The 13,576-nt window shown below is 68.7% G+C and carries 9 protein-coding genes; 6 read left to right on the top strand and 3 right to left on the bottom strand.

The features are described 5' to 3' along the window. Window positions 1–1,024 precede the first annotated feature (1,024 nt). The gene (gene dnaE / locus ACT541_RS11630; protein ID WP_476137009.1) at window positions 1,025–4,501 is read left to right on the top strand and encodes a DNA polymerase III subunit alpha; all 3,477 of its coding nucleotides are present in this window, start codon (window positions 1,025–1,027) and stop codon (window positions 4,499–4,501) included. Window positions 4,502–4,553: 52 nt separating this feature from the next. Here dnaE and ACT541_RS11625 read toward each other — a convergent pair whose 3' ends face one another. Both ACT541_RS11625 and queF read right to left on the bottom strand, forming a co-directional pair. Further along, the gene (locus ACT541_RS11625) at window positions 4,554–5,900 is read right to left on the bottom strand and encodes an Hsp70 family protein (RefSeq protein ID WP_476137007.1); all 1,347 of its coding nucleotides are present in this window, start codon (window positions 5,898–5,900) and stop codon (window positions 4,554–4,556) included. Window positions 5,901–6,095: 195 nt separating this feature from the next. After that, entirely contained in the window at window positions 6,096–6,557 is a 462-nt protein-coding gene (queF, locus tag ACT541_RS11620) for a preQ(1) synthase (RefSeq protein ID WP_476137005.1), read from the bottom strand. A 128-nt stretch (window positions 6,558–6,685) separates the two neighbouring features. On the opposite strand from queF, the gene eno reads away from it, so the two are divergent. Then, window positions 6,686–7,963: a phosphopyruvate hydratase gene (gene eno / locus ACT541_RS11615; protein WP_476137003.1), complete on the top strand. Its 1,278-nt coding sequence runs from the start codon at window positions 6,686–6,688 to the stop codon at window positions 7,961–7,963. A 96-nt stretch (window positions 7,964–8,059) separates the two neighbouring features. Here the strand turns inward: eno and ACT541_RS11610 are convergent, their stop codons facing one another. Continuing rightward, window positions 8,060–8,833, bottom strand: coding sequence for a hypothetical protein (locus ACT541_RS11610; protein WP_476137001.1), 774 nt, complete (start codon window positions 8,831–8,833; stop codon window positions 8,060–8,062). Window positions 8,834–9,052: 219 nt separating this feature from the next. On the opposite strand from ACT541_RS11610, the gene ACT541_RS11605 reads away from it, so the two are divergent. The 4 genes from ACT541_RS11605 to ACT541_RS11590 all read left to right on the top strand — a co-directional run bounded on the left by ACT541_RS11605 (window position 9,053) and on the right by ACT541_RS11590 (window position 13,375). Continuing rightward, on the top strand, window positions 9,053–9,394 hold the full coding sequence (locus tag ACT541_RS11605) for an FtsB family cell division protein (protein ID WP_476136999.1): 342 nt from the start codon (window positions 9,053–9,055) through the stop codon (window positions 9,392–9,394). A gap of 167 nt (window positions 9,395–9,561) precedes the next feature. Beyond that, window positions 9,562–10,575 carry a pyruvate dehydrogenase (acetyl-transferring) E1 component subunit alpha gene (gene pdhA / locus ACT541_RS11600; protein ID WP_476136997.1) on the top strand — a complete coding sequence of 338 codons (1,014 nt, stop codon included), beginning with the start codon at window positions 9,562–9,564 and terminating at the stop codon, window positions 10,573–10,575. 12 nt (window positions 10,576–10,587) lie between these two features. Further along, entirely contained in the window at window positions 10,588–11,946 is a 1,359-nt protein-coding gene (locus ACT541_RS11595) for a pyruvate dehydrogenase complex E1 component subunit beta (RefSeq protein WP_476136995.1), read from the top strand. A gap of 85 nt (window positions 11,947–12,031) precedes the next feature. Beyond that, window positions 12,032–13,375 carry a pyruvate dehydrogenase complex dihydrolipoamide acetyltransferase gene (locus ACT541_RS11590; RefSeq protein WP_476136994.1) on the top strand — a complete coding sequence of 448 codons (1,344 nt, stop codon included), beginning with the start codon at window positions 12,032–12,034 and terminating at the stop codon, window positions 13,373–13,375. Window positions 13,376–13,576: the final 201 nt, after the last annotated feature.

Below are 13,576 nucleotides of genomic sequence, written 5' to 3'. Positions count from 1 at the left end.
CGTCGCGCCGACCGTCGTCGATCTCTCCGCGGCCTACACCCGCCCGCGCCGGCGACGACGGCGCCCGATCTCCGAGGCGTCGATCTCACGCCGCGCCGGCGTGGCCCGCTCGACCGCCGCCGACACCGACGGCGTCTTCCGATCCGCGCGGCGCCGAACGCGCCCGCTTCGCAAGCGCCCGAGCGACCGCCGCACACCCTGCCGTCGAGCCGCCGCGACGCGTTCGATGGTCCCGCCCGGCCGAGATCTACCACAGTCGCCGCGCCTGGCTTGCCGAGCCCGGAGGCTCGCACTGCCCGGTCCGGCGCCCGACGCTCGGTCCGAGGTCTCGTCGCCGAGGCCGGTGCACCGTCGCCCGATGCGGGGTCTCATCGCAGAGTCCCTGTGTCGGCATCGCCCGGTCCGAAGTCCGCGTGCCGGGTCCGGTGCCAGCCACCGGCGGTGACCGTCGTCGAACCCGGTATCCCGTCATCGACGCCGACGCCACGTCGTCGGGCCTGCATCCCGTCGCCGGCCCCCGGCGTGGGTCGCCCCGCCATTCCTCTCGAAAATCACCTCTTGACGATGGAACAAAACACGAACATACTTGTGGATATCCGGTGGATGAAAGCGGAGGAGATGGACATGGGAAACGCTGTTCGTGGTCTCGCTCGGGATGCCTTTTCGCTGGGCGCCGTCGTGTCCTTCGTCGCCATGATCGCCATGTGGGGCGAGGCGATCGGCAGGGCCGCCTTCTACTGAGAACATATCACGAACCTTCGCTGCGCGAAAGGGCGCGTGGCGGGCTAGGACGTCGCACGCGACGGTGTGTGACGGCGACGTGAGACGGGGGCGCGTGAGGACGGCGAGGCCGCGAGGTGGGCCGAGCCCGTGGGCGAGATCGGTCCGACGCCCGTCGGCGCGGGATAACGGGGATGATCCTTCCGTCGCGCGGGGTCGCGGACCGATCCGTGGTTTGATCCGCTTCCGCCCGGCGCTAGTTTGAGCGCTTCGGATGCGGGCGAGTCGTCGCGAGGAGGGTGTCATGGCCGAGGCAACGGCGAGCGAGGGCGGGAAGGCCGGCGTCGGCTTCGTGCATCTGCGCTGCCATTCGGCCTATTCGCTGCTCGAAGGCGCGATGCCGCTCGGCAGGCTGCTCGATCTCGCCAAGGCCGACCATCAGCCGGCGATGGGGCTCTGCGACACCGGCAATCTCTTCGGCGCGCTGGAGTTCTCCGAAAAGGCGACCGACAAGGGCATCCAGCCGATCGCCGCCTGCCAGATCGCCGTCGATTTCGTCGACCAGACCGCCGAGCCCGGCCGCCGCCCGGTGATGCACGAGCGCCTGCCGAGCCTCGTCTTCATCGCCCGCGACGAACGCGGCTGGGAAAACCTCGTCCGCCTCGTCTCACGCTCCTATACCGGCACCGAGGGCGCCGAGCCGCCGCATGTCGAGCCCGACGATCTCGCCGAGTTCCACGAGGGCCTGATCGTGCTGACCGGCGGTCCGACCGGCCCGATCGACCGGGCGATCGTCGGCGGCCGCACCGATCTCGCCCGCAAGCGGGTGGAGACGCTCGCGAAGATCTTCGGCGATCGGCTCTACGTCGAGATCCAGCGCCACGGCCTCGAGGAGGAGAAGCTCGCCGAACCGGTGCTGATCGACATCGCCTACGACCTCGGTCTGCCGCTGGTCGCCACCAACGAGCCGTTCTTCGCCGTCCGCGACGACTTCGAGGCCCACGACGCGCTGATCGCCATCGCCGAGGGCCGCGTCATCGCCGAGGAGGACCGCCGCCGGCTGACGCCCGAGCACTATTTCAAGTCGCGCGCCGAGATGGTGAAGCTCTTCGCCGATCTGCCCGAAGCGCTCGCCTCGACGATCGAGATCGCGCGGCGCTGCGCCTATCGCACGGTGAAGCGCAAGCCGCTGCTGCCGCGCTTCACCGGCTCGGGCGCCGACGCCGAGGTGGCGGAGGCGAAGGAACTGCGTGCCCAGGCCACCGCCGGTCTCGACCACCGCCTCGCCGCCCACGGCATCGCGCCGGGCCGCACCGAGCAGGACTACCGCGACCGGCTCGAGTTCGAGCTCGGCATCATCGAGAAGATGAAGTTCCCCGGCTACTTCCTGATCGTGTCGGACTTCATCAAATGGGCCAAGGCGCACGGCATTCCGGTCGGCCCCGGCCGTGGTTCGGGCGCAGGCTCGCTGGTGGCGTGGTGCCTCACCATCACCGATCTCGATCCCCTGCGTTTCGCGCTGCTGTTCGAGCGCTTCCTCAACCCCGAACGCGTGTCGATGCCCGACTTCGACATCGACTTCTGCCAGGACCGCCGCGAAGAGGTCATTCGCTACGTCCAGGAGAAATACGGCCGCGATCAGGTCGCCCAGATCATCACCTTCGGTTCGCTGCAGGCGCGCGCCGTGCTGCGCGACGTCGGCCGCGTGCTGCAGATGCCCTACGGCCAGGTCGACCGGCTCTGCAAGCTCGTGCCGCAGAACCCGGCCAATCCGGTGACGCTGAAACAGGCGCTCGAGGGCGAGCCCAAGCTGCAGGAGGCGCGGGCGGAGGAGCCGATCGTCGAGCGGCTCCTCGACATCTCGCTGAAGCTCGAGGGTCTCTATCGCCACGCCTCGACGCATGCCGCCGGCGTGGTGATCGGCGACCGGCCGCTCGACCGGCTGGTGCCGCTCTACCGCGATCCGCGCTCCGACATGCCGGTCACCCAGTACAACATGAAATGGGTGGAGAGCGCCGGCCTGGTGAAGTTCGACTTCCTCGGCCTGAAGACGCTGACGACGCTGCAGACCGGCGTGAAGCTGATCGAGCGCAAGGGGGTGAACGTCGATCTCGCCGCCCTGCCGCTCGACGATCCACCGACCTACGCGCTCCTGGCCAAGGGCGAGACGGTCGGGGTGTTCCAGCTGGAATCCACCGGCATGCGCAAGGCGATCGCCGACATCGAACCGGATCGCTTCGAGGACATCATCGCGCTGGTCGCGCTCTACCGGCCGGGCCCGATGGCCAACATCCCGGTCTACGGCGCGCGCAAGCGCGGCGAGGAAAAGCCCGACTACATGCATCCGCTGCTGGAGCCGGTGCTGAAGGAGACCTTCGGCATCATCGTCTACCAGGAGCAGGTGATGCAGATCGCGCAGATCCTCTCCGGCTATTCGCTCGGCGAAGCCGACCTTCTGCGCCGCGCCATGGGCAAGAAGATCAAGGCGGAGATGGACACCCAGCGCATCCGCTTCGTCGACGGCGCCCTGAAACAGGGGCTGACGAAGGAGCATGCCGACACGATCTTCGACCTGCTCGCCAAGTTCGCCGACTACGGCTTCAACAAGAGCCACGCCGCCGCCTATGCGCTGGTCGCCTATCACACCGCCTGGATGAAGGCGAACTATCCCGTCGAGTTCCTCGCCGCGACCATGACGCTCGACATGGGCAACACCGACAAGCTGGCGGATTTCCGCCGCGAGGCGATGCGGCTCGGGATTTCGGTCATCCCCCCGTCGATCAATCGCTCGCGCGAATATTTCGACGTCCAGGACGGCGCCATCGTCTATTCGCTCGCCGCCGTGAAGGGGGTGGGCGGTCAGGCGGTCGAGCATCTGGTGGCGGCGCGCGGCGACAGGCCGTTCCGGGATCTCTCCGACTTCGCCCACCGGATCGACCCCAAGCAGATCAACAAGCGGACGCTCGAGAGCCTGGTGGCCGCCGGCGCCTTCGACGAGCTCGAGAAGGACCGCGGCCGCGTCGCCGAGGCGCTCGACACGATCGTCGCGGCAGCGGCACGGGTGCGCGAGGACATGAACGCGGGGCAGGGCGCGCTCTTCGGCGGCACCGCCTCGGTCGAGCCGATCCGCCTGCCGGCGACCGGATCGTGGACGACGGCGGAGCGGCTGCAGAAGGAGCATTCGGCGATCGGCTTCTACCTCTCCGCCCACCCGCTCGACGAATATCGCGGCGTGCTCGAGAAGATGCGCGTGCAGATGTGGGCCGAGTTCCAGGCCTCGGTGAAGCGCGGCGCCAACTTCGGCCGCCTCGCCGGCACGGTGACCAGTCGTCAGGAGCGAAAGACCAAGACCGGCAACAAGATGGGCATCGTCCGCATGTCCGATCCGACCGGCTCCTACGAGGCGGTGATCTTCTCGGAAGGTCTGGCGCAGTACCGCGATCTGCTCGAGACCGGCCAGTCGGTCGTGGTCTATGCCGCGGCGGAGGAGCGCGCCGAGGGCATCTCGGTCCGTATCGAGAAGGTCGAGCCGCTCGATGCGCTGGCGGCGCGCGAGCAGCAGAATCTGCGGCTCTTCCTGCGTGATGCCAAACCGGTCGACGGGGTCGCGCGTCAGCTCGAGGCGATCGGGCGCGGCGAGGGCGAGGTGAGCTTCGTCCTGATGCTCGACGAGGGCGCCCGCGAGATCGAGGTGAAACTCTCGGGCAAGTACCGCGTCTCGCCCCAGGTCGCCGGCAGCCTGCGGGCGCTGCCGGGCGTGGAGCTGGTCCAACTGGTGTGACGCCGTCGAGACACGGGGACGCCTCGCCGACGACGGGGCCGCCGCGCTGCCCTCAGGCCGCGGCTGGGGTCTCGCGCACGGTCCAGCGCGAGATGTCCTCCTCGGCACCGATCAGGGCGAGGCCATAGGCGATCGACAGGAGCTGGTCGCCGGTCTCGATCCGCGCGGCGCCGAAGCGATCCTCGAAGAGGCGCCTGACGGCCGGCACGAAGGAGGTGCCGCCGGTGAGGAAGACGCGGTCGATCTCGTGATCGGCGAGGCCGGCGCGGGTGATCGCCTCCTCGAAGGACGCGCGGATCTTCTCCAGGTCGTCGGCGATCCAGGTCTCGAAGTCGGCCCGGCGCACCGTCTCCTCGATCGCGATGTCGCGGTGGCGGAAGACGAGCTTGGCCTCGTCGGCGCGCGAGAGCGCGGTCTTGACCTCGTTGACGGCGCGATAGAGCGGATAGCCGAGATCTTCCTCGATCACCTCGATCAACTGCTCGAGCCCGGTCGGATCCTCGGCGGCGGCGGCGAGGCGCGCGAGTTCGCGCAGGGTCTCGCCGGTCTTCATGATCGCGAGGCGGTTCCAACGGGCGAAGTCGGCGAAATAGTGGGTCGGCACGTCGAGCCACTTGCCGAAGCTCTTGTAGCGACTGCCCTTGCCGAGGCGGGGGCTGACGACACGATCGATGATGCGGTAGTCGAAGCCGTCGCCGGCGACGCCGACACCGGTCTGGGAGAGCGGGTGGGCGTGGACCCCGTCGGCGCCGACGGTGAAGCGGACGATGGAGAAGTCCGACGTGCCGCCGCCGAAGTCGGCGACGAGGACGGTGGCGTCCTTCTTCAACCCGCGGGCGAACCAGAAGGCGGCGGCGACGGGCTCGTGGACGTAGTGGACCTCGTCGAAGCCCACCGCGCGGAAGGCGTCGTCGTAGCGCGCCTGGGCGAGCAGCGGATCGGGCGCGGCGCCGGCCCAGGTGACCGGACGACCGACGACGAGACGGCGCGGCAAGGGCGACACGTCGGGCGCGGCGTGGTCGGCGAAGCGCTCGAGGAAGGTCGAGAGCAGATCCTCGAAGCGGAAGGCGCGGCCGTGCACGCTGGTCGAGCGGAAGGAGGGGCTCGCCGCGAAGGTCTTGAACGACTGCAGGAAGCGCGAGCCCTCCGGGCTCTCGACGAAATGGGCGATGGCCCAGGGGCCGGCCTCGACCAGGGTGCGCCGCGTGTCGCGGCTCCCCTCGGTCCAGAAGTCCAGCGCCGAGCGGAAGACCGAATGCGCGCCGTCGCCGTCCGGGAAGGTCACCGGGACGACGCGGCCGGGATGGACGGGATCGGCGAGCGCCGCGACCGAATTGGTGGTGCCGAAGTCGAGGCCGAGCGTGGGGCGCGGCGCGGCGGCGGATCGGGCACGAGCCATGGGGCGGTCTCCTCGAGGGGCGGGCGGACGCGTTGCCGAGCGGTCGGCGGAGCCGACGGACGGATGCGTCTGCGGGGGGAAAGGGCGCGCACCATAGTCGGCAGGGCTGCGCGGTCAAGGCGGGAAAGACGGTCGCGGAGAAATCCGGCCCGAACGGCCGGCGTCTCACCCACCCGCGCCGGATCGGCCGGCGCCTCAGCCGCGTCCGCGGTAGGGGGCGACGCCCTGATCGGGGATCCACAGGTCGGCCGGCTGCGGGCCGGTCGCCCAGAAGACGTCGATCGGGATGCCGCCGCGCGGATACCAGTAGCCGCCGATGCGCAGCCAGTGCGGTGCGATCAGGTCGGCGATCTTTCGCCCGATCGCCACCGTGCAGTCCTCGTGGAAGGCGCCGTGGTTGCGGAACGAGGCGAGGTAGAGCTTCAGCGACTTCGACTCGACCAGCCAGTCGCCCGGCACGTAGTCGATGACGAGATGGGCGAAGTCGGGCTGGCCGGTCACCGGGCAGAGCGAAGTGAATTCCGGCGCGGTGAAGCGGGCGAGATAGCGCGTGTCGGCCTGTGGGTTCGGCACGCGGTCGAGCCGGGCGGCCTCGGGCGAGGTGGGCCATTCGCTCGCCTTGCCCAGTTGCAGGCCGGTCGCGTCGAATTCGGTCATGGCGGGCTCCGTCCTTCGTCTCGGGGTTCCTGTTCCATACGGCTCTTGCCGGGCTGGAAAGGGGGCTTCCGCTCGGCTATAGCAGCGACCGAACCCGAGTTCATCCCGCATCAGGAGAGGCAACGCACATGACCGCCATCGTCGACATCGTCGGCCGCCAGATTCTCGACAGCCGCGGCAATCCCACCGTCGAGGTGGACGTCGTTCTGGAAGACGGCTCCTTCGGCCGCGCCGCGGTGCCGTCGGGCGCCTCCACCGGTGCCCACGAGGCGGTCGAGCTGCGCGACGGCGACAAGTCGGTCTATCTCGGCAAGGGCGTGCTCAAGGCCGTCGAAGCCGTCAACACCGAGATCTTCGACGCCGTCTCGGGCTTCGACGCCGAGGATCAGATCCAGATCGACGCGACCATGATCGCCCTCGACGGCACCCCGAACAAGGCGCGTCTCGGCGCCAATGCGATCCTGGGTGTCTCGCTCGCCGTCGCCAAGGCCGCCGCCCAGGCCGCCGGCCTGCCGCTCTATCGCTACGTCGGCGGCCCCAACGCCCGCGTCCTCCCCGTTCCGATGATGAACATCATCAACGGCGGCGTGCATGCCGACAATCCGATCGACTTCCAGGAATTCATGATCATGCCGGCGGGTCTGCCGACCTTCGCCGAAGGCCTCCGCGCCGGCGCCGAGATCTTCCACACGCTGAAGAGCGAGCTGAAGAAGGCCGGCCACAACACCAACGTCGGCGACGAGGGCGGCTTCGCGCCGAACCTGAAGTCGGCCGAGGCGGCGCTCGACTTCGTCATGGCGGCGATCGAGAAGGCCGGCTATGCGCCGGGCAAGGACGTGTACCTCGCGGCCGACTGCGCCTCGACCGAGTTCTTCAAGGACGGCAAGTACGTCTACGAAGGCGAGAAGAAGACCCGCGATTCCAAGGCCCAGGCCAAGTATCTCGCCAAGCTCGCCGCCGCCTATCCGATCATCTCGATCGAAGACGGCATGGCCGAGGACGACTGGGAGGGTTGGAAGTACCTGACCGATCTGATCGGCGACAAGGTGCAGCTGGTCGGCGACGATCTCTTCGTCACCAACTCCAAGCGTCTGGCCGAGGGCATCAAGTCGGGCACGGCCAACTCGATCCTGGTCAAGGTCAACCAGATCGGCTCGCTGACCGAGACGCTCGAGGCGGTCGAGATGGCGCACAAGGCCGGCTACACCGCGGTGATGTCGCATCGCTCGGGCGAGACCGAGGATTCGACCATCGCGGATCTCGCGGTCGCGACCAACTGCGGTCAGATCAAGACCGGCTCGCTCGCCCGTTCGGACCGGCTCGCCAAGTACAACCAGCTGCTCCGCATCGAGGAACAGCTCGGCGACGCCGCGCGCTACGCCGGCCTCTCGATCCTCAAGGCGTGAGCCCGAGATCTTCGGGGCGTGAGCCTCGAGACCCGTGACGAACCAAGACGGCGGCCCTCGGGCCGCCGTCGTCGTTTTCGAGCCCGCCCGATCGCCTCACGGCATCGGCTTCTTGTAGATCTTCTGGAAGAGGGCGCCGGCCTGGGTCTGGGCGGCGGCGCGGTCTTCCGCGGCGAGGGACTGGTCGCAGTCGATGCGGACGTTGTCGCGGTCCGACTGGTCGACCTTGGGGTGGCCCGAGGACGCGATCACCAGCCGCCAGACGCAGGCCTTGAGGTCGTCGATCGGTTCGACGCCGGTGCAGCCGTCGACGAAGCACCATGCCATGTTGCGCTGGCTCTGATAGTCGCCGGAAAGCGCCGCCACCTCCTCGGCGCGATAGGTCGCGACCTGTTCCTTCGTCGGGTTCTCGATCCGCTGCGGCAGTTCCTCGGCGAGGCTCTTGACGGGGATGAAGGCGTTGCGCCGGCCCTGCGCCAGCGGCTGGTCGCACAGCGCGGCGGAGGTCGGCGAGAAGGCGACGATGCCCGGTCGCGCCCCGCCGCCGGCGAGGAAGCGGGCCTGCGGCTCGATCTCGCCGTCGAGCGTCGTCGTCGCGCGGCGGAGGTCGACGATCAGATCGATGTGGACGCCCCAGCCGTAGCGCCGTGCCATCGTGCCCGGCTCGTCGGAGACGATGGCGCGGATGCGCTCGACGTCGGAGGCGTGGGTGGAGAACAGCGGCCGACAGGCGTTGCGGATCTGGTCGAGCGCCCGGTCGGCGTCGACGGGGGAGACCTTCTTGGTGTCGATCTCGACGTCGATGTCCGTCGGCGCGCGGCCGCAGGCCGCGAGGCCGACGAGGAGGGGGACGAGGAGCAGACGACGCATGGCGCGATCCTCCGAGGGCGCGGACCTTTCGAAGTCGTCGCGATCTTCGCACGGCAAGCGTGAACAAACCGTCGGCGGCGCACCGGTGCGAGGCGGCGATCCGTCGAATTTCACGGCTCCGGACGGGCTCCGGCAAGGCGGTGTTAACCCTGTGCTGTTCATATGGAAAACCGATCGGGGCCCAGAAGGGCGTTCTCGAGTAGGGGTCCAGCGTATCTCATGTCTACCCGTCAGCGTCGCAAGTCCTGGATCCGTCCTCTGATCGTTCCGGCCATCGCGCTCGCCTTCTCGGGCTACTTCGCCTGGCACGGCTGGCACGGCTCCTTCGGCATCGAGGCGCGCCGTCAGCTCGCGGTCGAAGCGACCCGTCTCGACGAGGAACTCGACAAGGTCCGCAAGGAGCGCAGGCTGATCGAGCATCGCGTCACCCTGCTGCGCTCCTCCAGCCTCGAGAGCGACATGCTCGACGAGCGCGCGCGGGAAATTCTCGGCTTCGCGAATGCGAAGGAAATCGTCATCGTCGCGAGTGCACCGCAGCATGTTTGGATGAACCGAAAATGAGTTGATCTACTCGAATCAACCGAATTCGAGTTCAATGTCATTTTCATGTTGCATTGCAGTGATTTGAAGGGTGCTCCGCCTGCGGATTCCCGCACTTGCACGCGGCACGCTTCGCTCTATCCTCCCACGCACGCCGGCCGCATGAGACGGCATGCAGGGAGAACGCGATGGCTGCCCCGAAGTCTTCCAAATCCAAGGCGCCGGTCGAGACCGGCCCCGCGCCCTTCGACCGCGACGAAGAGCTCTTCGCCTACCGCAACATGCTGCTGATCCGCCGCTTCGAGGAGAAGGCCGGCCAGATGTACGGCATGGGCCTGATCGGCGGCTTCTGCCACCTCTACATCGGTCAGGAAGCCGTCGTCGTCGGCATGCAGATGGCGATGAAGCAGGGCGACCAGTTCATCACCTCCTACCGCGACCACGGCCACATGCTGGCCGCCGGCATGGAAGCCAAGGGCGTCATGGCCGAGCTGACCGGTCGGCGCGGCGGCTATTCCAAGGGCAAGGGCGGCTCGATGCACATGTTCAGCGTCGAGAAGGCCTTCTACGGCGGCCACGGCATCGTCGGCGCCCAGGTGCCGCTCGGCACCGGCCTCGCCTTCGCCAACAAGTACAAGAAGAACGGCCTCGTCTCGGTCGCCTTCTTCGGCGACGGCGCCGCCAACCAGGGCCAGGTCTACGAGAGCTTCAACATGGCGGAGCTGTGGAAGCTCCCCGTGATCTACGTGATCGAGAACAATCGCTACGCCATGGGCACCGCGGTGACGCGCTCCTCGTCGCAGACCGACTTCTCCAAGCGCGGCGTGTCCTTCGGCATCCCGGGTGAGCAGGTCGACGGCATGGACGTCCGCGCGGTGCGCGAGGCCTCCGCCCGCGCCTTCGAATACGCCCGTTCGGGCCAGGGTCCCTACATCCTCGAGATGATGACCTACCGCTATCGCGGCCACTCCATGTCCGATCCGGCGAAATACCGGTCGAAGGAGGAGGTCCAGAAGATGCGCAACGAGCACGATCCGATCGAGCAGGTCCGCGCCCGTCTCCTCGCGTCGGGGCTGGCCACCGAGGACGAACTCAAGGTGCTCGACGCCGAGGTCCGCACCGTCGTCCAGGAAGCCGCCGACTTCGCCCAGACCGATCCCGAGCCGGACGTCTCCGAGCTCTGGACCGACATCGTGCGCTGAGGAGAAGCGATCATGGCCGTTGAAATTCTCATGCCCGCGCTCTCCCCGACGATGGAAGAGGGCAAGCTCGCCAAGTGGCTCAAGGCCGTCGGCGACACCGTGAAGTCCGGCGACGTCATCGCCGAGATCGAGACCGACAAGGCGACGATGGAAGTCGAGGCGATCGACGAGGGCGTGCTCTCGGCGATCCTCGTTCCCGCCGGTACCGAGGCCGTCAAGGTCAACACCCCGATCGCCGTGATCGGCGCCGACGCCTCCGACACCGCCGCGGGAACCCCCGCCGTGGCGCCGGCTCCGGCCGCCGCCGCTCCGGCTGCCGCGGCCCCTGCGACCGTCGCCGCCGCGCCGCTCGCCCCCGTCGCGCTCGAGCCGGAATATCCGGCCGGCACCGAGTTCGAGCACAAGACCGTCCGCGAGGCGCTGCGCGAGGCCATGGCCGAGGAGATGCGGCGCGACGCCGAGGTCTTCGTCATGGGCGAGGAGGTCGCCGAGTACCAGGGCGCCTACAAGATCACGCAGGGGCTCCTGCAGGAGTTCGGCGCCGATCGCGTCATCGACACGCCGATCACCGAGCACGGCTTCGCCGGCCTCGGCGTCGGTGCGGCGTTGGCGGGCCTGAAGCCGATCGTCGAGTTCATGACGTTCAACTTCGCCATGCAGGCGATCGACCACATCATCAACTCGGCCGCCAAGACGCTCTACATGTCCGGCGGTCAGATGGGGTGCCCGATCGTGTTCCGCGGTCCCAACGGTGCCGCCGCCCGCGTCGGTGCCCAGCATTCCCAGGACTACGCCGCCTGGTATGCCCAGATCCCCGGCCTCAAGGTCGTCCAGCCGTGGTCGGCCGCCGACGCCAAGGCGCTGCTCAAGGCCGCGATCCGCGATCCCAACCCGGTGATCTTCCTCGAGAACGAGATCCTCTACGGCCAGTCCTTCGACGTGCCCGTGGGTGACTTCGTCGCCCCGATCGGCAAGGCGAAGATCGTGCGTCCCGGTACCGACGTGACGCTGGTCTCGTTCGGCATCGGCATGACCTACACGATGAAGGCGGTCGCCGAACTCGAGGCGCTCGGCATCTCGGCCGAGGTGATCGACCTGCGCTCGATCCGTCCGCTCGACATCGAGACGGTGATCCGCTCGGTGCAGAAGACGGGTCGCTGCGTCACGGTGGAAGAGGGCTGGCCGATCTGCTCGATCGGCTCGGAGATCGCCTCGCGGCTGGTCTCGGAGGCCTTCGACTATCTCGACGCCCCGGTTCTCAAGGTGACGGGCAAGGACGTTCCGATGCCCTACGCCGCCAACCTCGAGAAGCTCGCCCTGCCGAACGTCGGCGAGGTGATCGAGGCGGTGCGCGCGGTGACCTACCGCTGATGTCCCGGAGCCGGTCGGGCAACCGATCGGCTTCCCGCCCGGCCGTTACCGGCCGACAGCTCGCGACACGATTTCGGGGGTCTTCATGCCCACCAACATCCTCATGCCCGCGCTCTCTCCCACCATGGAGAAGGGCAATCTCGCCAAGTGGCTCAAGGCCGTCGGCGACACCGTGAAGTCCGGCGACGTCATCGCCGAGATCGAGACCGACAAGGCGACGATGGAAGTCGAGGCGGTCGACGAGGGCATCCTCGCCGCCATCCTCGTGCCGGCCGGCAGCAACGACGTCGCCGTCAACACGCCGATCGCCGTCATCGCCGGCGAAGGCGAGGACGTCGCCGCAGCCGCCGCCTCCGGTGGTGCCGCTCCGGCCCCCAAGGCCGCCGCCGCCCCGGCGCCTGCCGCGGCTGCCGCCGCCGCTCCGGCCCCCGCCGCGGTTCCCGCCGGCCCGGCCCCGGTCGCCGCCTCCGGCGATCGCATCTTCGCCTCGCCGCTCGCTCGCCGCGTCGCCAAGGAGAAGGGTCTCGATCTCACCAGGATCGCCGGCTCCGGCCCGCGCGGCCGCATCGTTCTGAAGGACGTCGAGGCGGCTTCCGCCGCCGGCACCGCCGTCGCCGGGGCGCCCGCCGCGGCGCCGAAGACCGCGCCTGCGGCTGCTCCGGCCGCCGCCCCCGCGGCTCTGCCGGCCGGTCCGTCGGACGAGGCGGTTCTGAAGCTGTTCGAGCCGGGCTCCTACGAGCTCGTGCCGCACGACGGCATGCGCAAGACCATCGCCAAGCGGCTGATGGAATCGAAGCTGACCGTGCCGCACTTCTACCTGTCGGTGGACGTCGAGCTCGACGCACTGCTCGCGCTGCGCGCCCAGATCAACGCCGGCGCTCCGGTCAAGGACGGCAAGCCGGCCTTCAAGGTCTCGGTCAACGACTTCGTCATCAAGGGTATGGCGCTGGCGCTCCAGCGCGTGCCGGATGCCAACGTGTCGTGGACCGACGGCGCGATGGTGAAGCACAAGTACTCCGACGTCGGCGTCGCCGTGTCGATCCCGGGCGGCCTGATCACGCCCGTCGTGCGCAGGGCCGAGCAGAAGTCGCTGTCGACCATCTCCAACGAGATGAAGGACTTCGCGGCGCGCGCCAAGGCCCGCAAGCTGAAGCCGGAAGAGTATCAGGGCGGCTCCACCGCCGTGTCCAACCTCGGCATGTTCGGCATCAAGGACTTCGCCGCCATCATCAACCCGCCGCACGCGACGATCCTGGCGGTCGGCGCGGGCGAGCAGCGGGTGGTGGTCAAGGACGGCGCCCCCGCCGTGGTGACCGCCATGACGGTGACGCTGTCGACCGACCACCGCGCGGTCGACGGAGCGCTCGGCGCCGAACTGATCTCCGCCTTCAAGGCGCTGATCGAAGCGCCGATGTCCATGCTGGTGTGAGGCGAGCCGTGCCGTCACCTCGGCCGAAACCCTCCCCCTCGCGGGGAGGGTGGACCGCCGAAGGCGGGTAGGGCCGGGCTCTGAAAGCCCGAACGACGGAGGTCCTTCACCCTGAGGTGCGAGCGCGAGCGAGCCTCGAAGGGCGGAGGACCGATGGGCAGGGCCCGAAATCGGGCGTGTGATGCGCCCGTCGACGGCTTC

It is taken from the genome of Pinisolibacter sp. DMC100 (assembly GCF_056313705.1).
Note: the sequence above shows the minus strand (reverse complement) of the source record. Positions and strands in the feature narration are given on the sequence as shown.